The organism is Candidatus Tiamatella incendiivivens (genome assembly GCA_015522635.1).
Lineage (GTDB): Archaea > Thermoproteota > Thermoprotei_A > Sulfolobales > Acidilobaceae > Tiamatella > Tiamatella incendiivivens.
Window position 1 is genome coordinate 303,292 of sequence record WALW01000019.1, and the last position, 21,252, is coordinate 324,543.

Consider the following 21,252-nt stretch of genomic DNA (forward strand, 5'->3'; position numbering starts at 1 on the left):
GAGTAATGAGTTACATGGAAAGACCGCCTCTGAGAGTGGTAATATCTGATCCCAAGGCAGGGGATCGTGTGATAAAGGTAAAGGTTAAGGGATCCGATGATCCTGCACTGGAATTGAAGCCCGAAATGACTAAGAAAAAAGACCAAGAAAGGACTCAGCTTCCAGTAGCGTTCGTCAGCAAGAAAATTTATAGAGAGCTCAACTTAGATGAAGTAGGCATAATGAACCTTAGGTTCATTAAAGATGATAAGAAAATCAATGTACCATTCAAGGTTATCCAAAAAGAAGAACTCTTGGAGAACGAGGTTCACATAAACATTGAGCTAATAGGAGAAGCAACAGGTGAGATGGAAGTCGAAGCTGATGCTTTCCGGGCTAAAGCTTGGCAGATTGCAGTTCCAGAAAATGTTTCTATCACGCTTTCCGGGCTAAGAATAAAAGACGAGTTCGATGGAGGCCTAGTAGGTCTACCTGGAAAAAGGCTGAAAATAACTGGAGGAACAGATGCGACTGGTATACCGATGCGACCAGATATCCCAGGAGCTGCTAGGAAGAGGATACTTCTATCATCGCCGCCGGGATTTCATCCTAAAGAGGAGGGTGAAAGAAGAAGAAAACTTGTAAGAGGAAGCACTGTACCTGATCCTAGAGGTGAACGCCGGAAAACAGCACTAGCCCAGCTAAACGCTGTAATAGTTTACTGAAAACAAATTCCCTCCTCTTATAACGCTTAATATCTCAATGTCTTCCTATAATCTGTAAATAGGTGTGGGTTGTGGTAGAGAAAGCCAAGACGCAACCAGAAGTAAATATAGGAGTAGTCGGGCATGTGGATCACGGGAAAACAACGTTAGTGCAGGCACTTACAGGCGTATGGACTTCAAAACATAGTGAGGAATTGAAAAGAGGGATGACTATAAAACTGGGCTATGCCGATGGGGACATCTGGGTTTGCAGTAAATGCGGCGAACCCGAAGGATACTCTCCTGAACCCGTATGCCCTTGCAGTAAAGGTGAACCTAAACTTTTGAGGAGAGTTTCATATGTAGACGCCCCTGGTCACGAGATACTAATGGCTACAATGTTATCCGGAGCTGCACTCATGGACGGTGCAATACTTGTTATAGCAGTCAACGAAAGATGTCCGCAACCACAGACTTACGAGCATTTTATGGCTTTGGATATAATAGGTGTCCGCAACCTTATTGTAGTTCAAAACAAAGTTGACGCAGTTAGTCCGGAGCGGGCAAAAGATAACTATTTGGAGATAAAAGAATTCTTGAAAGGAACATGGGCAGAAAATGCTCCTATAATTCCAGTCAGCGCCCTTCACAAGATAAACATTGATGCCCTATTGATGGCCATGCAGAAATATCTCCCAACAAAACCTAAGGATCTTGGTAAAGATCCATTAATGTTCATAGCGAGGAGCTTTGACGTCAACAAGCCAGGAACAACACCGAATAAACTTGTGGGAGGAGTCATAGGTGGGAGTATTATGCAAGGAGTATTTAGAACAGGAGATGAAATAGAGATTAAACCGGGTGTGAGACTCGTCAAACCGGGTGGAAGGACTGTATATGAACCCTTGACAACTACTATTGAGAGCCTAAAATTTGGGAATATTACTGTAAAGGAAGCAAAACCCGGAGGTCTTGTAGCAATAGGAACAAGACTTGACCCGTCAGTGACGAAAGCAGATAACCTGGTAGGAAACGCTATTGGCAAGCCAGGAACGCTTCCCCCAGTGTATAACTCGCTCAGAATAGAATATCATCTACTCGAGAGAGTAGTGGGATTGAAGGAACTAGTGCGTATTGACAAACTCAATGTTAGAGAACCTCTAATGCTAACAGTGGGAACCGCTATAACTCTAGGTATAATAGCAAAAGTCGGAAAAGACGAGCTTGAGGTGGTATTGAAACGTCCAGTAGTAGGTTGGCCAGGAGCTAGGGTTGCTATAAGTAAACAAGTTCATGGTAGATGGAGACTAGTGGGCTGGGGTATAATAAAGGAGTAGAAATAATGATTAGAGAAATAAGGTTAGATGAATTTGAAACTCTTTTGGTAACAGGTAATGAATTGCTAGTTATATTGGATACAAGTTTTCTGATGGCAATAGGATCGGGGAGGCCCTCCCTAGAAAAACTACTGGATATTATTGAAGGAAACCCTGTCCTAATAATTCCCCGAACTGTTTTGAGCGAACTGGAAAAGCATTCTGGTAACAAACGTTTTTCAATATCGTCTAAAGCCTCCTTAGCACTTGTAATACTAAGGAAAACTCAAATACCTGTCTATGTTCTAGGCTCTTCTCTCTCTAGCCATGCCGATGACGATATTTACCTCACAGTATCTATGTTAAAGAATACGAGATTCAGACTAGTTGTAGCTACAGTAGATAAGGAGTTACGTCGGAGAATTAAAACTCTAGGTGTACCCGTGGTCTATCTAAGGAGAACAGAGAACAGGTTTGAACTTGGTTGAACTAACATTATAGTTTAATGGGATATTTGTTTTAAATACCTTAGAGAAGCAGGTTTAGAACAATGGGGATGGACTAGAAATGTATTACCTATCAAGAGTCAGGAAGGTATTAAAGATACCCCCTAATATGATGTATGAAGGCCGTAGTGTCAAAGAAGTAGCACTGGAACTTCTCAGAAAAGATTTCGTCGAGGGACTTGAAGGAAGAAACGATGAAGATCTAGGTATAATTCTCTCTATAGGCAATATTGAAGTTTTATCTCAAGGTATAATTGTCCCCGGAGACCCCCGAATATATGTGGAAGTAGAGTTTGACGTATTAAGCTATAAGCCCATCCTGAACGAAGTTGTTAGAGGAAAAGTTATTGATGTAAAAAACTTCGGTTTATTCATTAACATAGGCCCTGTCGAAGGCTTAGTTCATAAGACTCAGATAATGGATGAGCCGGTAAAATATGATCCTTCCAGAGGTGCTTTCATCGGCGTAAAATCCAATAGAGTAATAGAGCTAGGTGATATCGTTAGAGCAAGAGTAGTCCAAATATCAACTAAAAGCGGCTGGGTGAAAGTCGGTTTAACTATGAGACAACCATTCTTAGGTAAGGAAGAATGGATTGATGCTGAAAAAGAGAAGGTGAGCACTTAATGAGTTATAGACGTACTCGCAAACCGATTTTCAAAGCTTGTAAGAAATGCGGAGGTTTAGTTCCATTAGATGCTAAAAGCTGTCCTTACTGCAGTTCCACTAGCTTCACTGAGGACTGGGAGGGCATGATCATTGTAATTGACCCAGAAAAATCACTAGTTGCCAAAATGATTAACCGAGGTGGCAAGCTAGGCTTATACGCAATCAAAGTAGGAGGGAAGGTGGTATTAAAATAAGCAACAGGTGCCTAAGAATTCCGAGAAATCTAAGAATAGATTTTGCGATTCCTAGAGGCAAGATAATCTCCGAGAATATAGATGAATGGATAAAGGCAAACTTAAAAGATAAAACAATAATTTCTGTAGGTGATGTCGTTACAGCTTCTATGGTATCCATCGGCTTAAAACCTCACTTATCTATAGTCGACATGAAGACCAGACGTAATGATATATCACCAAAACTAGTTAGTGCTCTCATAGAGGAATGTAATATTTACAGAGTAACCAGTCCTCCAGGGAAGATATCATTGGAGGCCATTAATCTGATATGCAGATTACTAGAAAAAACTGAACTCTCTAAATGTTATATAATAATTGTTGATGGCGAAGAAGATATGCTTGCTTTACCTACACTATCTTGCGCACCTGAAGGATCTGCTGTTATATACGGTGTTCCTGGGATAGGTATAGCCGTGTTCTTGACCGATAATGCTATAAGATACTTGGCGTCTAATAGATTATTATATCTAGAACCTGTTGAATGCATGTAAGAAATATAAGTCTATTAAGAAAAGCGTAGATAATACCGATGATGTGTTGAGGCGCAGGGTGTTAGAAAATTGAGTGGTAATGAAGGAAAACAAATACGGATAGGAGAAGGAGTGGTAGCCACTGTTCTCAAAGAGTTTTATAACCCACTGGTAGGCAAGAGGAAACTTTACCTCGTCATAAATCATCCCAATCAAAGCACACCGATGAGATTCTCTGTAAGAATGGCAATAGCTAACGCTTATGGGGTCGATATGAAAAGGGTTTATGTGAAATCTATACAATCCGAATACGGTAAAGCTGAGTCAAAGACTATAGCTAATATCTACGATACTGTTGATAGAGCTTTGAAGTTCGAGTCGAAATATATAATAGACAGAAATGGTGGAGTAGAAGGCTTCGAAGAGTAAGTTCGGGTGAATAGTAATGGCATGGGTTCATAAACTTTATGAATACGACTATAATAGTGGTACTATAAGGCTCAAGAACAAAAAATGTCCTAGATGTGGTAGCATAATGGGTTATTACAAGAAACCCGTGGAGAGGTGGCACTGTGGAAAGTGTGGTTATACAGAATTTATACAATCTCCCTCAAAAAAGAGAAAATAGCATTGTAATAGGAATAGAATCTACTGCCCACACTCTAGGCATTGGAATAGTTTCCCATCCTCCATTCAAAGTTCTAGCAGACGTCAGATTCGAATATAATCCCCAAATTGGAGGTCTTCATCCTAGATTTGTAACGGAATACATGGTTGGTAACATAGGTGATGCATTAGAGAAGGCTGTTAAAGAGGCTGGTATAAAAGCGAGTGATATAAGTGGGATTGCTGTAGCTTTAGGCCCAGGCATTGGGCCCCAGTTAAGGGTGGGTGCTACATTAGCTAGGGCACTAGCCCTTTCTCTTAGAAAACCTATTATTCCCGTTAACCATGCTGTAGCGCATATAGAGATAGGTAGATTGTTATGTGGTAAAAAGGATCCTTTAGTGGTATACATTTCAGGAGGCAATACTCAGTTAATCGTCTATAAAGAGAAACGATATCGTGTTATCGGTGAAACACTCGATATTGCTTTGGGTAATCTGTTAGATGCTTTTTCTAGAGAGATCGGAATAGCTCCACCTTACATAGTCAATGGCAAGCACGCCATTGACATTTGCGCCAAAGCGGGATCCTACATTAGAGGGTTCCCGTATACAGTTAAGGGGCAGGATATTTCTTATTCAGGGCTTTTGACTGCAGCATTAAGATACGCTGAGAAAAATTCGAAGGAACTGAACAGTATATGTTATACGGTTAGGGAAATAGCATTCGCTCAGCTCATAGAGGCTTCTGAACGTGCATTAAGCAGTACTAATAAAAAGGAAATACTAATGGTGGGAGGAGTTGCGGCAAATGATTATTTGCATGGGAAGTATATTGAAATGGCTAGAGAGAGGAGTGTCAATTATTGTAGAGTCAGTAAGAAATATGCTGGGGATAATGGGGTAATGATAGCTTGGACCGGGCTTCTAAGCTACCTGTACGGCTCGGATGTTCCTATCATAAATGCTGTGGCGAGACAGAGATGGAGAATAGATGAGGTAGATATACTTTGGATGCCTTAGAAGAGCTAACAGAACTATTCATCACAGGTAAAGAGCTTTCCATGGGAGCAGAGGCATCCATCTATTTGACTAGTTTTGGAGGGATAGAATTTATAGTGAAATATAGGTTTCCTAAGAAATATATTCATCATCTGCTAACAGAAGAATTGATTTTGAAGAGAACTAAAAGAGAGGCGAGAATTCTAGTAAATACTAAGTTAAACGGTTTGTGTGTTCCACGTGTTTATTTTACTATTATATCCAAGGGGATTCTTGTTATGGAAAAGATCAAGGGGTCAAGGCTAGATGAGTTAATAGAGGAAATATATCCTAGAAAGGAGTTGAACGAAAGACTCCATAATTTATATTTCAACATAGGAGTGATTCTAGGAAAACTTCATTCTATGAACATAGTACACGGCGATTTTTCCATATCTAATATAATAGTCAGAGAAAACCAGCCTAATGAGCCTTGCATTATAGATTTCGGTTTAAGCGACTTCTCTAATGATCCCGAAGATCGTGCTATGGATCTGCATATACTCTTTAAGTCTATGGAAGCAAGGTTCCCTAGATATTTAGCTTCTTTCAGGGAAAGTGCTATTCGAGGCTATAAGACAGGGAGCCCCTACTTTAATATTATAATCCAACGCTTACATGAGATGGAGCTGAGAGGAAGGTATGTTGAGAAAAGAAGACGGAAACATAAAACTGGCATTCATAACGTCTAACAAACACAAATATATTGAAGTCAAGCAAGTTTTATCAGGCTGGAACATTGAGCTATACTTTACTAGTATAGCTAAAATCGAAATTCAGAATGAAGACATTGAGACCATATCTAAAACAGCAGCAATATATGCCTATAATATTCTTAAAAAGCCTCTAGTGGTAGAGGATTCCGGGTTATTCATAGAGGCCTTAAACGGTTTTCCAGGACCTTTCTCTAACTATGTTTATAAAACGATAGGAAACAAGGGGATCCTTTATTTAATGAGAAACAAATCAAATAGACGAGCATATTTTAAAGCGTCTGTTACATGCGTATATAACCAATATATTATGACGTTTAATGGATTAGTTAATGGTAAAATATCTACTGAACCTAGAGGAGAAAAAGGGTTTGGTTTCGATCCAATATTTATTCCCGAGGGATTCAATAAAACAGTTGCAGAATTAGGTGAGGATGTGAAGAATAAAATAAGTCATAGGTCAAAAGCGTTTACAAAGCTGGCTATGTGGATATCTAAGCAGAAACTATAAAACCTTAAAAACAAGGAGACATGTATTACAGTGCTGATAGTGAGGAGGTGCATTAGAGTTTGAACAAGAAACGGGATAAAGGTAAATCACACTCAACCAGACCGGCAACACTCATGCCACCCAGCTGGGTTCCATATAGGCCTGAGGAAATTGAAATAATAATTGAGAACCTTGCAAAGAAAGGCTATGGACCGTCTATGATAGGTATTATTCTTAGAGACCAGTTTGGTATTCCACTCGTTAAACCCTATCTAGGGAAAAAACTGTCTAAAATACTTGAAGAAAAGAATTTGACTCCTCCTCTACCTGAAGACCTGTTCCACCTGATAAGAAGAGCAGTTAATCTGAGAAGACATCTAGGAGAACACCCTAAGGACTATCATAGTAAAACGGGTTTAATTGGGATAGAAGGTAAGATTCACAGGCTGTCTAAATATTATAAGAGAACAGGTAAACTGCCAGTGGATTGGAAGTACAATCCTGAGGAAGCCAAATATTTGGTAGCATCCTATGCGGGTATGTAGAATAATTTTATGTACTCATATAGATATCTATATCGAACATTTTCTTTTCTCTCGTTTAATGTGATTCTAAAACCTATAATCCAGCAATGCCATTACTAAATGTTGGTTAGACCGATCGGGGGTCTTTTCATGCTTGCCCTGAGGATTCACGAACGTAATGATTTAGAGTCAAAACGTGATGTATTAGATAGTATTGCTAGAGACCTGCTTAATAATGGAGTTGAGAGCGGAGTAATTAGGATATATTCGTATCCATCCATTGACGCTATATTTTCTTCAAGCCTTCTTTTCTTTAACCTACAAAGACTAGGTATTCATGCTACTATGACTATATCAGTCGATCCACCGAAATATGTTAAGGAACCCCACATCATTATAGGTTACTCTTCTCCCAAGATATCCGATAATAAGTCTAGTTCGATGAGGGTATGTATAACAAAGAAATTAACCGAGCCACCTTCACCAAACACGTTTTGCCTAGAATACAATTCCAGTTTAGGTGTAGCTGTAGCAACTTTCCTGGAAGGAGCTGGTGTTTTGTCCAAAGAATCCTCTCAGCTTTCTCTATTCTCAGTCTATTTATCTTCCAAAACACTCAGGCCGATAACTACCGATATAGACAGGGCATATATCAACGATTGGGTTTCCAGAAGAGAGTTTGAGGACACAAGTCTCAGGGAGGATCTCCTTATACAGGGAATAGATTCCTATAGCATTCTGGACTCTCTTTACTATACAATAGAACCTCTGATACCTGGTTTAACCGGAGATAGGCAATCAATAGTTGAGGAATTCAAGTCCAGGGGAATAGAATCACTATTAACAGAGAAAGCTGGCAACGTGGAAGATAAAGATATGGCTGAAATACTAAAGCTAATAGTTTCAAAAATAAATGAACATTCTAAAAAGAAGATAGATCCGAGAGATCTTATAGGGGAGGTTATAATATCCAGGAAGATAGGGTTGGATTTTGTTTCCCTCAAAAGAATATTATATTATGCTATAGCTAGGGAAGGAACATTCAATCCTGTAACAAGGTTGGTATATGATCCCTCGTCATTTGTAGCTGTTTATTTAAAACAATACGAGAGACTAATAGATGAGTTAAAGATACAGGACAATATAAGAAGATCTTTTGTCCGGTTCGAAAGAATAAGGCGGCATCCCTGGCTAAACTTATATCTAGTACAAGGAGTACCAGTGGAATATATCCACATTATAGGATTCAACTTAAGGCTTAACGGGTTCATAGAGGAAGAATCTATAGTAGCTGTTAAGGGTGATAATGAACGACTGTCTACTACACTATCTGAAATAGAATATGGTCAAGATCAAGATATTATCAAAAAGCTAGAGGCTCAGATGACTGCGAAACTAGTAAATGCCAGGGTGTTCTTCGACTTTGCCTAAAATATGTGTGCGGATAATAGTAAAGGGTTCCTCCGATGAAGTTAACATAGTTTCAAAGTCAGTTTCCCCTGATAATGATCTAGGCCTTCCCAGCGGAGTGACTCTAGATCTAGTTCCTAGAGATAATATTGTTGAGTATAACATTTGTATGAATGCCACGGAGGGGCGTGATCTACTATCTTTAAAGAACACTGTCATCGATCTAATAGAACACCTGAAGATAGCTGACTGTGTCTATCATACCGTTGTACCACAGTCTGTAAATACAGATAATACTTAAAAACTAAGAAGTATCCAGACCCTATTATAGGAGTTGAGGACGGTGTACAGGTATGCCTAGGCCAAGGAGAACAGCTGTGAGAGACAAATGGAAAACTAAGAAATGGTATAAAATAATTGCACCTCCCCTGTTTGGTAATGCTATGCTTGGAACTACACCTGCAGATGATCCTGATAAACTGATTGGTAGAGTACTAGAGGCTACATTATACGATTTAACAGGAGAGTTTACCCATGTTCACATAAAGCTTTACTTCCAGGTAGAGAAAGTAGAAGGTGACACAGCATATACCAGATTCAAGGGTCACGAGCTTCTCAGAGATTATATTAAGAGTTTAACTAGGAGAAAGAGTAGTAAGATACAGGGAATATTTGATGTATGGACTAAAGAAGGATATGGTCTAAGAATAACTGTGATAACATTTACGTCATTCAGATGTAAAACTAGCCAGAGGAATGCTATAAGAAAGATTATGGAACAGATCGTGAGGAAAAGAGCCGGTGAATCTACTCTGGATGAGTTAATACAATCAATGATATTCTCTGAAAATGAGAATAGCCTAGTAAGGGAAATAGAGTCGGAGGCAAGGAAAGTTTACTCTATAAGGAAGGTTGAAGTGTATAAGTCCAAGCTATTATATATCAAGGCAGAGGAAGGGATAAGGAAGGCTATTATAGTACCTCCTTTCCAGCAGAGGCGCTAGGCTTCTCTCGAGCCGTATTCTAAACCTTTAATTGAGAATGAGTAATGCTCTTTTGATAGCTCTTTGCATCATTATAAAAACGCCATTAAGTATGGAGAAAACAATTGCTTCACTAGTCAAAGAAACCCGGCCGTATCTGGAAGCTAAACCATCACCAAGAGGTTATCAAGGACTAGTATTAGTTTATGGCTGCAAGAAAGAGAGCTTGGAAGTAGAAGTACTCTCCATGAAAGTCCTTAAGATAGAAAGAGCGTTCATTATCCAGACTGTTGCTCTAGCGGATCCTGGAAGAATAGCTGAAATCATAGTTAAAACGGTTGAAGGCAAAATACATATGAACCACTGTTTCGCGGTTAAAACTGTTAGAAGAGGAGCATACAGTTTTACTAGTATAAATAATGCAGTGGGAATAACAATAAAGGGAAAGACAGATGCCCGTGTAAATCTAACTAAATCAAATGTTGTAATAAGGGTAGAGATTATAGAAGAAAGCCTACATGACAATATACCCGGGATCTCTTCTCCTGTAGAAATACCGGGATAAGAAGATGTTATATAATTATGCCAAGAAAATACACCAATCGTACTCGAACCGGGAGGAAATTATGTTACCCATGAAAAAGAGTATCTGGGTAAAATGTTTTCAAATGGTAAGAGTAAACATCCTAGCAGGCTCTAGAGAAGGAATATCCGTAGGCGTTTATCGTATAGCTAACAAAGTCATAGAGTTGTGCCTAGAATAATCTTCTCAACAGAGTATGTAGTGGTATCTGGTTTAATAGCTATAATGACAATGATATACGATTGGGTAGAAGACGTTGAGTAAGAAAGCGATTATACTAGCAGCAGGTAAAGGCGAACGCCTACGTCCTCTTACATCAACAAGGCCAAAGCCGTCAATACCTATAGGAGGAGAACCGATTATATGCAAGCATATCAGAGCCTTATCCTCGATTGCTGATTCTATAGTAATTGTAGTAAGTTACATGAAAGAAAAGCTTGTTGAAACTGTAGAATTATGTAAGGAATACTCGCTTAATCCCTCAAGTATTCTTATAAAATTTGTAGATCAACCGCAAGAACTTGGAACAGGTCATGCAGTAAAGGTAGGATTGCAAGAGGTAATAAAGGACAGTAAAACCGAGGAGATAATAATTGCCTATGGTGATGTATACTTACCTCACGACATGTATATAGATTTCCTAGAGGAGGAAGGAGAGATTCTAACGTCTGTGGTTGATGACCCTTGGAATTATGGGGTTCTATTGATAGAGGATGGTTTGGTTAAAAAAGTAATAGAAAAACCGCCTAGAGGAGAGGAGCCTAGTAACATGGTTTTCTCGGGTTTACTGAAGATGAGCATGAAAGACACATACATACTCGACAGATTAAAATTATCTCCTAGAGGAGAATACGAGTTAACAGACGCGATAGAAGGTATAGGGCTGGAAAGAGGGTTAAAGCCGTTTACACTTGACAAAGGGTTATGGATGGATATAGGGAGACCTTGGGATTTACTTGAAGCGAACTCGAGAGCAGTTACTGAGTGCGTGGAGCACAATTGCTGGAACTCGGCGAATCACAAACTGAGAGAATCAGACAATGGTGAAGTATTCATTTCACATAAAAAATCAGTTATAGAAAGGAATTCAACAGTTTATGGGCCGGCTATAGTGGAGGCATACGCTCGTCTAAAACCATATGCGTTTATCAGGGATTTCACCTTCCTTTATAGGAAGGCTGTTGCGGGAGCCCATACTGAAATAAAAAACTCTATGCTTCTGGAAAACGCCAAGGTTCCTCATCAAAGCTATATTGGAGACTCCATAATAGGTGAATACTCTAATCTAGGTGCATCTACTCAAACTGCTAATCTAAGATTTGACGACAAGCCTGTCAAAATGACTGTAAAAGATAGAAGAATTTCAACTGGAAGGAGGAAAATGGGTGCTGTTATAGGAGGTTACGTGAAAACGGGAATAGGAGTTCTTATATATCCAGGAGTAAAAATAGGTGCATACAGTCGGATATATCCAGGATGCATAGTCTCGCGCGATATACCTGATAAAACCGTTATGAAATGTAATAGTGGATGGTAAATTGAGTGGTACTATAGGGCTCATATATCTTTCAGAGCTAAGAGTCGCTCTCTCTAGTTTGGCTTTTCATCTACTATCTGAGATGATAGAAGAATATGGTGCTAACGTACATAAAGTGTCTATGGAGAAGGGAGAAATAAAGAACTGGAATAGCAAAACATTCTACCCTGGTAAATATACTGCTCTTTTCATAAGTGTTCCTTATGAGCTCATGTATAAGGATTTCTCATACTTCCTTTATAGAACAGGAATTCCATTCTTCTCTAAAGCTCGGAATAATGAACCCATCCTCGTATTAGGGGGGCCTGCAGTCACAGGCAATCCCTTACCTATAGCTCCTATTGCAGATGCTATAATAATAGGAGAAGCCGAAGAGGTTATGGAGAAAATCCTAGATGTCGTCAATTCAGACTATGATAGATCATCAAAGCTCAAGAAATTATCTGAAATAAAAGGAATACTTGTCTGGGAGGCTAATGATAAAGTAGAGAGAGTTTTCACGAAAAATATTAACAATTCATTCTATCCTATTGAGCAAGATATACCTAAAGACATAGAACCAATATGGGGAAGGGCGTTTCTAATGGAGGTTTCAAGAGGATGCAGTAGGAGCTGCCTGTTTTGTATGGAAGGAAGAATATTCAAACCAGTCAGATACAAATACTTGGACTCTATATCCCAGATATTGTCAAAAGTTATAGTTGACAAGGAGTTATATAGAAAAATAACATTATACAGCCTCTCCTTTTTCGATCACCCTCAATCGGATTCTATTTTAGAGTACCTTACAAGCAATGGATTAACAGCCTCTATTCCAAGCGTTAGGGTTGACACACTAAACGATAAGAGGTTGGAGTTGATTAAAGAACTGGGCCAAAAAACCCTTACACTGGCCCCAGAAACAGGCAGCACAAGATTATCAAAAGCGTTGAGAAAAGAGATATATGCCAGTCAAGTCGAACAGGTAGTGGAATCGGCTTTGAATATAGGTTTGCGGCAGTTTAAACTCTATCTTATGACAGGCTTTTACAATGAGTCTCAAGCCAATATAAGGGATACTTTGAAAATGGTCAGTAAAATAGGGGAGATGATAAAAGCGAAGGGAGGAAGGCTAAAGATCTCCCTTAATCCCTTAATCCCTAAACCTTTTACACCGTTTCAATGGCATGGATTCCCTGATGTAGGTAAGCTACGAAGAAATATTCAATTAATGAGAAGAATGTTTGGAGCAAAGGTTTCTAGTTTTTCTTTTCTCGATCCTAGAATTGCTAGGCTTCAAACAATACTTTCAAGAGGAGGACCGGAGTTATCGAAAGCTATAGCTCTGTGGGGCCAAACAGAGGGGTTCTTATCATCTTGGAGGAGCATTTCACAGAGGCAGGATTTAAGAGAAAACCAGTATCTCTCTTTCTGGGATCCAGACTACACTCCATTATGGCATGAATACATTATTGATCCTTTCAATAGACCGACTCTTCTTAGAGATCTATACGTGGCTTTCTTGGAGTTTCAAAACAAACTTCCCGAGAACTCTTAGAGGAAATGATGTTATAGGCATTAAACTATAAGGTTCTGGTATACCGAGAAGTTCTAGTAAACCCTTCATCATCTTGGGATGCCATAATTCATGCTTGTTTTTGGCATCAGAAACTAGTGTATAAGGTATATCATATGCATGCATTCTCCTTATCGCTATGGCGAATCTATACAAATTGTTTTTTGAAGACGTGAATGCTGGGAGTGGTAATTCTAATAGCTTCACCGTTCTAGACAATAGTCTCGCTTGTGACTTATCGATATATTTAGCCATCTCTGGGTTTATCCTTATTACATCTATATTCTTTATTGATGGAACATGCCTTAGGCTGGTTAACTTATCTACAATAACCACAACTAAACCATTGAGATCGCGTGACTTGTTACGAAGGTCTTTTACACCGGTATCTTCTAGGACTATTCTCGGTATAAGAGTTAGATCATTACCTATTATATCGCATTTTTTCAAAAGACTAGCGTTAATGCCTATTAACTTAAATCCGAGGGATCTAGCTTTTGTACATATAGATGTTAGGGATTCGCAATGCTCTGGGGTTACCGATAGATCTACGTAGAAATTCAATTATTACACCGAATGATTATATGGTTTGATATGATATCAGTCCAAAAATCTTTACCATGATATTGTGGTTTGAAAATTATCCTAATAGTATCATCTCCTTCACAGAGCTCAATCCTTCCTTTAAATGCATCTTGTTTCCCAAGCCTCAAATACAGGTTCCCAGAACGATCCGTTCTCTCATCTAACGTGTCTAAAAGCATTCCTATGAATGACTTCTTGAGGTTGCAGAGAATATTCTCTAAAAGTAATATAGCATCCTTACCATTAACAACTACTTGTAGAAGCCTAATTTCGTTTCCATGGAATCCTTTGAATGTACGCAAGGTAAATTTCCCCAGGTATTCATCCCTTATATCCCTAGGAAAAAGGCCAACTATCGATGCTTTCACTTTCTCTAAATCCTCGGTTGAGTGAGATATCGTTGACATAACTGCTTCTTTAAGCATAGACCGTTTAATCTTCCCCCTTTCCTTAGCCATTTCTACCACTTTATGTTAGTTTTAATTGATTAATAGTAGTGTTCTAACCTATATCTGCAATATGAGAAAAGTTTTGTAATAGAATTAAACGGATTACAATCTTGACTGGAAAATTAGTTTATTGCAGATCTCCCTTGTGATACTTATAACGGATTTCATCTGATACTATCAGTCTTGCTCTTCTACTGGCTTCATGCCTCTTCTTTAGCTTTCTTTCTTTAGCTTTCTTCTTCCACTTCTGTTTGGTAGTATTCTTTAAACCTCTACTTTTATTAAGTCCCCGCATCTTCTTGCCAGTACTTGTTAATCCTCTGAAGGGTCTACCCCCGTGTTTACCTATTGCAACCCACTTTAACTCAGCGTCCCGTTTTATGGCTGGGTGATGGGGATCAACAAGTATAACTTCATACCATTTATACCTACCATCTTCTGCTGCATAATAGCTGTTCAATACTACTAAGTTAGGGTACTTCCTCTGAGCTCGTTCCTCTGCTATAAGCCTAATGCTTTTTGCCGGTGCAAAGCCGTAAACACCCATTCTCTTAGGTCTCCTTCCCTTGTTGGGCCTCTGTTTCCTAAGCCCTCCTTTTCTCACTCTAACCCGGACAACAATAATTCCTTGCTTAGCCTTATAGCCTAGCTGACGAGCTCTATCAATTCTTAACGGTTTTTCTGCCCTAATTATACTCGGCTGTCTCCTCCACCTGATTAAGAGCTGCTTAATATATTCTCCGTGGAGTCCCTCATAGGGCCTCTTCCAATTTGTCGCAATGTAATGATATACTGACTTTGACATTACTCTTCTCCCACCATGGACTACGCTGAATCCAAAGTAATACTAACAGGAGGATATAATAGTTTTCTCCCAGAGGATAGCAATCCCTATCCACGGTCTCCAAGTTATGAAATATTCTTCGTAAACTATTTTTAAAGCTCATTTTTGATGTGTCATACAGAACTGTGGTGATGTACATGCCTCTCAGAGACGTTTTACTTGGTGTTGTGGGAAAGACTAATGTTGGTAAGTCAACATTCTTTGCTGCTACTACGGAAACTGTTGTAGAGATAGAGAATAGACCATTCACCACCATAAATCCTAATATAGGAATAAGTTATGTTAGAAAGAAATGCATCCATATAGAACTAGGATTACAGCAATGTAATCCCAGAAACTCGATGTGCATAGAAGGTAACAGGTTTATCCCAGTAAAACTAATGGATGTAGCTGGATTGGTTCCTGGCGCCCATATGGGTCGTGGTTTGGGTAACAAGTTTTTGGATGACATTCGGCAAGCTGACGCTATTCTCCTTGTAGTCGATGCAAGTGGTTCTACATCCGAGGATGGTGTACCAGTGAAGCCGGGTAGCTTTGACCCTATTAAGGAAGTCAACTTTATAATAAACGAGATAGACATGTGGATATTTAATAATATTAAGCGAGACTGGGAGAAATTTTCTAGAACGCTAGACACAGGATCCTATACCGATAAATATAGTGTTCTAGCACAACGCTTCTCAGGGTTTAGCATTAGAAAAGAACATATTCATAGAGCCTTCGAAAGACTTGGAAAAACGCCGTCCAAACTAACTACATGGAGCGACGAAGATCTATTGGAGTTTGTCAAAGTTTTGAGAGAAGAGTCAAAACCGCTATTAATTATCGCAAATAAAGCAGACCATCGGATATCGGCGGAAAATATTAAACGTTTACAAGAGCGATTCCCAGAAACCCCTGTTATACCTGTTAGTAGTATAGCAGAGCTAGCTTTAAGGCATGCTTCCAAAAAGGGATTAGTAAAATATATCCCAGGGGATCCTTCATTTAAGATAACTTGGGGTGTTAATGAACGTCAACGGGAAGCATTGGAGTCTATAAAAAACAACGTGTTGTTAAAATGGGGTTCAACCGGGGTTCAAAAGGCGATTAACACTGCTGTGTTTGATGTGCTTGATATGATTACAGTCTATCCTGTAGAAGACGCAACGCATTATACGGACAAGGAGGGAAGAGTACTTCCAGATGCATTTTTAGTTCCAAGAGGAACCACGGCAAGAGAGTTTGCCTACCTGATTCATACGGATCTAGGGGAAGGGTTTCTCTATGCTGTGAATGCAAAAACAAAGCAGAGGATTGGAGAGAACTACGTCCTTAAGGATAATGATGTTGTAAAAATTGTTTCAACTCTTTGAGGTAAATTCTGGTCTATTTCCCACGAGCACCCTTTGCTTTTCTAACGCTACCAGTTACTGTAATTACAGTGAGTTTCACAGGATTTTGGTTATTATGTATTCCTATAACACCTAGTATTTGATCGAGTTTATGATGATAGACTCTCACAATGAATCTTCGATTACTAGGGTTATAGTCTATGATTGTAAACCCAGAATTTACTAACCCTGCTTCCCCTATTATTTGCTTGAAACTCTCTTCAAGCCATTTAACTGCATGCCTATAATTCTTATAGAGCTCGTTAGAACCGTTCACCGTTTCTATTATAAGGTATCTTTTTCTGGGTTTTTCTTTGAGTGTTTTAATCTGAGAAAAGGGATCAGCACCAAATATTGATGAGCAACTTTTTTGTTTTCGATACATGTCTAAATAGAGGATTAATAGTACTATAAGAATCACCGCCTCTCCATAGCATATTGTTGCTAGGTAATTCATATTATGTCAGCTCGTCGTGAGTCAGTTATTGTATTGCTCATACTAGAGCGACATCCTCATCCGATAAACCATAACATTCTACTTGTATTAAATTTAATCTTACATTGAGGCCTATGTACAATATATGCATATCTATTACTCTCTGTTAAAGTGATTTCAAAAATGTGAGGGAGGACCTAAGCGAGAGAAGACTAGTCGTCATCCATTTGCCGCATTGATCATAGGCTCACTCTATTTCCTTAGATATATATAATAGGTGGTTGCTTTAGATCAAAACAATACGTTTAATAAAACATTATTTCTAAGGCTAATTATGGGATTATAGAGGCGGTGATTTATGGCAGGATTGCCTGGACAGGCAATGGGATATGATAGGGCGATAACTATATTCTCACCTGAGGGTAAGCTTTACCAAGTTGAATATGCTTTCGAAGCGGTTAGAAAGGGATGGACTAGTTTAGGGGTAAAATCCAGTAGTGCCGTAGTTCTATTGTCTGAGAAAAAGTATGTGACAAAGCTCATGGAACTCGATAGTATAGAGAAAGTGTTTATCATAGATGACCATATAGGCGTCACATTTGCAGGATTTGGTTCAGACGGGAGAGTACTTATAGATTATGCTAGGCTTGTCAGTATAAGACACAAGCTTCTATACGGTGATCCCATAAGCATTGAGTATTTAACTAAACATGTAGCAGACATTAAACACCAGTATACACAATATGGAGGGGTTAGACCCTTTGGTGTTTCCATGATTTTCGGAGGGATAGACCCTGATAGTACTCCAAGACTGCTGAGAACAGAGCCAGGAGGACAGTATATAGGTTACTATGCTATAGCAATAGGAATGGGTGCCCAGGGAGCTAATGAGTATTTGGAAGCTCATTATAAGCCAGATATGACGCCTGAAGAGACTTTAGAGTTGTCTTTTAAGGCAATGATTTATTCGATGCAGCAAAGAAATGAAAACGTAAAAGAGTTAACGGAAGAAAACTTTGATGCTGGTATGGCTCTCGTGGAGACGGGCAAGTTTAAGAAATTATCTAGAGAGGAGGTAAGGAACATTCTTTCTAATGTCTTATCCTAAACAATTAACCTATCTATTTTCGCTGATAGATAATAATTTGGTGGAAGATAGTGATTTTAATTACATAAGCATACATGTTTTTAATGAGACTTATCGAAGTGATCAGGTGATTATATATTGAGTGGACACGAATACGTTATAGCCAAAATTGACATCGGAAGTAATAGATTTGAAATCTTGGTTAACCCGGATTTAGCCTTTAAGTATAAATCAGGTGAGCAAGTCGACTTTGATGATTTATTGATGAGTGATATCGTTTATAAGGATGCAAGAAAGGGTTTTAAGGCTAGCTCCGAGTCAGTTAGAAAGGTTTTCGGTACGGAGGATATGAAGAAAATAGCAGATACAATATTACGTCAAGGAGAGCTTCAGTTAACTTCTGCCCAGAGAAAACAATTGCTTGAGGCTAGGAAAAGGCAAATCATTAATTATATTGTTAAGAACGCAGTTGACCCTAAAACAAAGCTTCCTATACCTACGAAAAGGATAGAAAATCTTTTTGAAGAATTACGTATAAGTATCGATCTAAACAAATCAGCTGAAGCACAAGCTATTGATGCAGTTAAAAGAATTGCACGTGTAATCCCCATAAAACTTGCTAGAGCACTGGTCAGAGCAGTAATTCCACCAGAGTTCTCTGGAAGAGCCTATAATGAGTTAAGCAGACTCGGTGAACTAAAGAAAACCGAGTGGAAATCGGATGGAAGCTTAGTTGCAGAAATAGAAATCCCTGCAGGTGCACAGAACGACATTATAAATGCAATTAATAAACTCACAAAGGGAAGAGGACAGATTCAGATAAAAGTGGTGGACTAAGAAAATGGCTGAAGAAAAAATAATTATTTTACCTGGAGACAAACTTAACGGCCCTGACCTTGAAGTAAGAGGTCTTGGCAGAAACTACGCTACATATAAAATAGGCGATAATATTTTTGCAGCTCTTCCTGGAGTACTTGAAGTTACACAGGAGAAGAAGATTTTCATCCCGTTAGAAAATGTATACATACCTAAGCCTGGAGACATTATTATAGGTATAGTAGTGAATGTAGGATTATCTTATTGGACAATAGATATACGGGCACCGTATTCTGCTGTTTTAACTGGTCAGGAGTTCTTAAACAGACCATTTAATCCGGCTACAGAAACACTTTCACTCTATCTAGTGGAAGGCGATTACATCATCGGTAAAATAAGTTCCTTCGACAGATTTAGAAGTCCATTCATAACATTGAAGGGAAGTGATAAGTTTGGGAAGATTGTGAAGGGCAAAGTGATAGAAATAAAGCCTAGCCGAATCCCCAGGGTTATTGGAAAGAAGAGGAGCATGATTAACATGTTAATGGAAGAATCGGGATGCGATATTACAGTAGGTGTTAACGGGCTTATACATATAGACTGTAAAAACCCACATCTAGAGGGTGTAGTTACACTTGCAGTAAAGAAGATCGAAGCCGAGGCTCATACATCTGGCCTCACTGATAGAGTGAGGAGTTTCCTGAAAGAGCAACTTTCAAGTTCTTAGGAGGGGTGGATTCCAGTTGAAATATGGTGAAAAACCTCAGTTAATTAAAGAGAATGGAACAAGGCTTGATGGGAGGAGACCAGAAGACCCCCGCCCAATTTATATGGAAGTAGGTGTTCTGGAAAACGCGGATGGATCGGCTTTCGTTTCATTTGGAAAAACGAGAGTGTTAGCAGCAGTTTATGGACCCAGAGAACCCATACAGAAATATATGGTTCTACCGGATAGAGCGGTTTTACGTGTCAGATACCATATGGCTCCATTTTCGACGGGGGAGAGAAAAAGCCCTGCTCCCTCTAGAAGGGAAATAGAGCTCTCAAAAGTAATAAGAGAAGCTCTCGAACCTGTTGTCATAACGGAGCTTTACCCTAGAACAATGATTGATCTATTCATAGAGGTGTTACAAGCAGACGGAGGAACAAGAACGACGGGAGCGACTGCAGCCTCCCTGGCTCTTGCAGACGCTGGTATAGCTCTGAAGGATCTCGTAGCGGGTGTAGCGATAGGTAAGATTAATGGAGTACTTGTCGTTGATATAGATGAGGCTGAGGACATGTACGGAGAAGCCGATATGCCTGTTGCTATGGCTATGAGACTGGGTTTGATTACACTGCTTCAGCTAAATGGTGTCCTTACGAAGGAAGAGTTTGCTCAAGCTATGGAAATGGCGAAAACTACTCTTGAGAGAGTAAGTGAAATGCAGAGGAAGACCTTGCTTGAGAAATATTCAAGTGTACTTCAGGTTTGAGGTGAAAAGTAGTGTCATTCACACCTTTTAGAATTCCCATAGTTCCCCAGCTCAAGAAGAATATGATACTTTCCATAATTGAAAAGGGGTTGAGAATTGATGAGAGAAAGCTAGAGGACATTAGGCCTATAAAAATTATCACAGGTTATTTAGATAAAGCCGAGGGTTCTGCATACGTGGAACTAGGGAAAACAAAAGTTATTGCAGGCGTCAAAGTAGAGGTAGGAGAGCCTTTCCGAGACATGCCTGATTTAGGTGTTTTAACCGTTCACGCCGAGTTTGTCCCTCTAGCGTCACCCTCGTTTGAGCCCGGTCCTCCCGATGAAAATGCCATAGAACTGTCTAGAGTAATTGATAGAAGCTTTAGGGAACTAGGAGCAGTTGAGCTAGAAAAACTAGCTATTATACCTGGTAAGAAGGTATGGATAGTATGGGTTGATCTATATATTATAGACCATGACGGGAACCTTCTAGATGCTTCCATGTTGGCAGCTCTAACTGCACTGAAAATGGCTATGATACCGGGTTATACTATAGAAGGAGATAATGTGGTTATCGACAGAGAATCATCTAGTGGCGTGTTGCCCTTAAAAGAAGAGGCCGTGTATGTACACATCGCGAAGATAGGTAACTACCTTGTAGTAGATCCTAGTTTGGATGAAGAAGTTGTAGCGGATTCACGTATAGCTTTTTCAATTAGCCGTAATGGAAGAATAGCTGGCATTCAAAAAATGGGCCAGGGTGGGATGAGTATAGAAGAAATCACCAAAGCTATGGAATTAGCTATTAGTGTTGCCCCGAAATATTTTAATGCAGTTGACTCAGTCCTAAACAAAGAGGAGAATAAAGGATAACAAGGTAGATG

General features: G+C 39.3%; 28 protein-coding genes. 24 read left to right on the plus strand and 4 right to left on the minus strand.

Annotated features, from left to right (window positions below):
* Positions 1–5: 5 nt before the first annotated feature.
* From F7B60_04960 to F7B60_05045, 18 genes are all read left to right on the plus strand, one after another.
* Positions 6–704 (plus strand): 30S ribosomal protein S6e, encoded by a 699-nt coding sequence (locus F7B60_04960; protein ID MCE4614856.1) that lies wholly within the window; start codon positions 6–8, stop codon positions 702–704.
* A 71-nt stretch (positions 705–775) separates the two neighbouring features.
* On the plus strand, positions 776–2,020 hold the full coding sequence (locus F7B60_04965; protein ID MCE4614857.1) for a translation initiation factor IF-2 subunit gamma: 1,245 nt from the start codon (positions 776–778) through the stop codon (positions 2,018–2,020).
* A 5-nt stretch (positions 2,021–2,025) separates the two neighbouring features.
* Positions 2,026–2,487 (plus strand): PIN domain-containing protein, encoded by a 462-nt coding sequence (locus F7B60_04970; GenBank protein MCE4614858.1) that lies wholly within the window; start codon positions 2,026–2,028, stop codon positions 2,485–2,487.
* A 79-nt stretch (positions 2,488–2,566) separates the two neighbouring features.
* Entirely contained in the window at positions 2,567–3,133 is a 567-nt protein-coding gene (locus F7B60_04975; GenBank protein ID MCE4614859.1) for a DNA-directed RNA polymerase, read from the plus strand.
* A complete protein-coding gene (locus F7B60_04980) occupies positions 3,133–3,369 on the plus strand; it encodes a DNA-directed RNA polymerase, subunit E'' (GenBank protein ID MCE4614860.1) in 237 nt (78 codons plus the stop codon). Before F7B60_04975 ends, F7B60_04980 begins: the two co-directional genes overlap by 1 nt.
* Before the next feature lie 149 nt (positions 3,370–3,518).
* On the plus strand, positions 3,519–3,902 hold the full coding sequence (locus F7B60_04985; GenBank protein ID MCE4614861.1) for a GTP-dependent dephospho-CoA kinase family protein: 384 nt from the start codon (positions 3,519–3,521) through the stop codon (positions 3,900–3,902).
* 69 nt (positions 3,903–3,971) lie between these two features.
* Positions 3,972–4,310: a 30S ribosomal protein S24e gene (locus F7B60_04990; GenBank protein ID MCE4614862.1), complete on the plus strand. Its 339-nt coding sequence runs from the start codon at positions 3,972–3,974 to the stop codon at positions 4,308–4,310.
* 16 nt (positions 4,311–4,326) lie between these two features.
* The gene (locus F7B60_04995) at positions 4,327–4,509 is read left to right on the plus strand and encodes a 30S ribosomal protein S27ae (GenBank protein MCE4614863.1); all 183 of its coding nucleotides are present in this window, start codon (positions 4,327–4,329) and stop codon (positions 4,507–4,509) included.
* A complete protein-coding gene (gene tsaD / locus F7B60_05000) occupies positions 4,463–5,509 on the plus strand; it encodes a tRNA (adenosine(37)-N6)-threonylcarbamoyltransferase complex transferase subunit TsaD (GenBank protein MCE4614864.1) in 1,047 nt (348 codons plus the stop codon). The genes F7B60_04995 and tsaD overlap by 47 nt, the downstream gene beginning before the upstream one ends.
* Entirely contained in the window at positions 5,497–6,219 is a 723-nt protein-coding gene (locus tag F7B60_05005; GenBank protein ID MCE4614865.1) for a Kae1-associated kinase Bud32, read from the plus strand. Before tsaD ends, F7B60_05005 begins: the two co-directional genes overlap by 13 nt.
* Positions 6,170–6,751, plus strand: coding sequence for an XTP/dITP diphosphatase (locus F7B60_05010; GenBank protein MCE4614866.1), 582 nt, complete (start codon positions 6,170–6,172; stop codon positions 6,749–6,751). The genes F7B60_05005 and F7B60_05010 overlap by 50 nt, the downstream gene beginning before the upstream one ends.
* Positions 6,752–6,810: 59 nt before the next feature.
* Positions 6,811–7,275, plus strand: a complete 465-nt coding sequence (locus F7B60_05015) for a 30S ribosomal protein S15 (protein MCE4614867.1) — start codon at positions 6,811–6,813, stop codon at positions 7,273–7,275.
* 129 nt (positions 7,276–7,404) lie between these two features.
* A complete protein-coding gene (locus tag F7B60_05020; GenBank protein MCE4614868.1) occupies positions 7,405–8,685 on the plus strand; it encodes a hypothetical protein in 1,281 nt (426 codons plus the stop codon).
* The gene (locus F7B60_05025; protein MCE4614869.1) at positions 8,678–8,965 is read left to right on the plus strand and encodes a hypothetical protein; all 288 of its coding nucleotides are present in this window, start codon (positions 8,678–8,680) and stop codon (positions 8,963–8,965) included. The genes F7B60_05020 and F7B60_05025 overlap by 8 nt, the downstream gene beginning before the upstream one ends.
* A gap of 52 nt (positions 8,966–9,017) precedes the next feature.
* Positions 9,018–9,668: a 30S ribosomal protein S3ae gene (locus F7B60_05030; GenBank protein MCE4614870.1), complete on the plus strand. Its 651-nt coding sequence runs from the start codon at positions 9,018–9,020 to the stop codon at positions 9,666–9,668.
* 52 nt (positions 9,669–9,720) lie between these two features.
* Positions 9,721–10,212, plus strand: a complete 492-nt coding sequence (locus F7B60_05035) for a THUMP domain-containing protein (protein ID MCE4614871.1) — start codon at positions 9,721–9,723, stop codon at positions 10,210–10,212.
* 274 nt (positions 10,213–10,486) lie between these two features.
* Positions 10,487–11,767 (plus strand): NTP transferase domain-containing protein, encoded by a 1,281-nt coding sequence (locus F7B60_05040; GenBank protein ID MCE4614872.1) that lies wholly within the window; start codon positions 10,487–10,489, stop codon positions 11,765–11,767.
* Position 11,768: 1 nt separating this feature from the next.
* Positions 11,769–13,304, plus strand: coding sequence for a B12-binding domain-containing radical SAM protein (locus tag F7B60_05045; protein MCE4614873.1), 1,536 nt, complete (start codon positions 11,769–11,771; stop codon positions 13,302–13,304).
* Here the strand turns inward: F7B60_05045 and F7B60_05050 are convergent.
* The 3 genes from F7B60_05050 to F7B60_05060 form a co-directional block, all read right to left on the minus strand.
* Positions 13,254–13,886 (minus strand): hypothetical protein, encoded by a 633-nt coding sequence (locus tag F7B60_05050; GenBank protein MCE4614874.1) that lies wholly within the window; start codon positions 13,884–13,886, stop codon positions 13,254–13,256. The genes F7B60_05045 and F7B60_05050 overlap by 51 nt on opposite strands.
* Entirely contained in the window at positions 13,883–14,365 is a 483-nt protein-coding gene (locus tag F7B60_05055; protein ID MCE4614875.1) for a hypothetical protein, read from the minus strand. Before F7B60_05055 ends, F7B60_05050 begins: the two co-directional genes overlap by 4 nt.
* A gap of 118 nt (positions 14,366–14,483) precedes the next feature.
* Positions 14,484–15,161 carry a 50S ribosomal protein L15e gene (locus F7B60_05060; GenBank protein MCE4614876.1) on the minus strand — a complete coding sequence of 226 codons (678 nt, stop codon included), beginning with the start codon at positions 15,159–15,161 and terminating at the stop codon, positions 14,484–14,486.
* A 176-nt stretch (positions 15,162–15,337) separates the two neighbouring features.
* On the opposite strand from F7B60_05060, the gene F7B60_05065 reads away from it, so the two are divergent.
* Positions 15,338–16,555, plus strand: a complete 1,218-nt coding sequence (locus F7B60_05065) for a redox-regulated ATPase YchF (protein ID MCE4614877.1) — start codon at positions 15,338–15,340, stop codon at positions 16,553–16,555.
* Between the two features lie 13 nt (positions 16,556–16,568).
* On the opposite strand, the gene F7B60_05070 is transcribed toward F7B60_05065, so the two are convergent.
* A complete protein-coding gene (locus F7B60_05070) occupies positions 16,569–17,030 on the minus strand; it encodes an Rpp14/Pop5 family protein (GenBank protein ID MCE4614878.1) in 462 nt (153 codons plus the stop codon).
* Between the two features lie 337 nt (positions 17,031–17,367).
* Here F7B60_05070 and psmA point away from each other — a divergent pair, with 337 nt between their 5' ends.
* From psmA to F7B60_05095, 5 genes are all read left to right on the plus strand, one after another.
* Positions 17,368–18,117: an archaeal proteasome endopeptidase complex subunit alpha gene (gene psmA / locus F7B60_05075; GenBank protein ID MCE4614879.1), complete on the plus strand. Its 750-nt coding sequence runs from the start codon at positions 17,368–17,370 to the stop codon at positions 18,115–18,117.
* A 117-nt stretch (positions 18,118–18,234) separates the two neighbouring features.
* A complete protein-coding gene (locus F7B60_05080) occupies positions 18,235–18,933 on the plus strand; it encodes a ribosome assembly factor SBDS (GenBank protein MCE4614880.1) in 699 nt (232 codons plus the stop codon).
* Between the two features lie 4 nt (positions 18,934–18,937).
* Positions 18,938–19,639, plus strand: coding sequence for an exosome complex protein Rrp4 (locus F7B60_05085; protein ID MCE4614881.1), 702 nt, complete (start codon positions 18,938–18,940; stop codon positions 19,637–19,639).
* 16 nt (positions 19,640–19,655) lie between these two features.
* Complete coding sequence (gene rrp41, locus F7B60_05090; GenBank protein ID MCE4614882.1) at positions 19,656–20,387, plus strand: exosome complex exonuclease Rrp41; 732 nt, start codon at positions 19,656–19,658, stop codon at positions 20,385–20,387.
* Between the two features lie 11 nt (positions 20,388–20,398).
* Positions 20,399–21,241: an exosome complex protein Rrp42 gene (locus tag F7B60_05095; protein ID MCE4614883.1), complete on the plus strand. Its 843-nt coding sequence runs from the start codon at positions 20,399–20,401 to the stop codon at positions 21,239–21,241.
* Positions 21,242–21,252: the final 11 nt, after the last annotated feature.

Coding starts and splice junctions, on each gene's coding strand:
- F7B60_04975 (MCE4614859.1), top strand. CDS start 2,567: ATGTATTACCTATCAAGAGTCAGGAAGGTATTAAAGATACCCCCTAAT.
- F7B60_05030 (MCE4614870.1), top strand. CDS start 9,018: ATGCCTAGGCCAAGGAGAACAGCTGTGAGAGACAAATGGAAAACTAAG.
- F7B60_05010 (MCE4614866.1), top strand. CDS start 6,170: ATGTTGAGAAAAGAAGACGGAAACATAAAACTGGCATTCATAACGTCT.
- psmA (MCE4614879.1), top strand. CDS start 17,368: ATGGCAGGATTGCCTGGACAGGCAATGGGATATGATAGGGCGATAACT.
- F7B60_05060 (MCE4614876.1), bottom strand. CDS start 15,161: ATGTCAAAGTCAGTATATCATTACATTGCGACAAATTGGAAGAGGCCC.
- F7B60_04995 (MCE4614863.1), top strand. CDS start 4,327: ATGGCATGGGTTCATAAACTTTATGAATACGACTATAATAGTGGTACT.
- F7B60_05070 (MCE4614878.1), bottom strand. CDS start 17,030: ATGAATTACCTAGCAACAATATGCTATGGAGAGGCGGTGATTCTTATA.
- F7B60_04985 (MCE4614861.1), top strand. CDS start 3,519: ATGGTATCCATCGGCTTAAAACCTCACTTATCTATAGTCGACATGAAG.
- F7B60_05020 (MCE4614868.1), top strand. CDS start 7,405: ATGCTTGCCCTGAGGATTCACGAACGTAATGATTTAGAGTCAAAACGT.
- F7B60_05055 (MCE4614875.1), bottom strand. CDS start 14,365: ATGGCTAAGGAAAGGGGGAAGATTAAACGGTCTATGCTTAAAGAAGCA.
- F7B60_04970 (MCE4614858.1), top strand. CDS start 2,026: ATGATTAGAGAAATAAGGTTAGATGAATTTGAAACTCTTTTGGTAACA.
- F7B60_05065 (MCE4614877.1), top strand. CDS start 15,338: ATGCCTCTCAGAGACGTTTTACTTGGTGTTGTGGGAAAGACTAATGTT.
- F7B60_04960 (MCE4614856.1), top strand. CDS start 6: ATGAGTTACATGGAAAGACCGCCTCTGAGAGTGGTAATATCTGATCCC.
- F7B60_04980 (MCE4614860.1), top strand. CDS start 3,133: ATGAGTTATAGACGTACTCGCAAACCGATTTTCAAAGCTTGTAAGAAA.
- F7B60_05085 (MCE4614881.1), top strand. CDS start 18,938: ATGGCTGAAGAAAAAATAATTATTTTACCTGGAGACAAACTTAACGGC.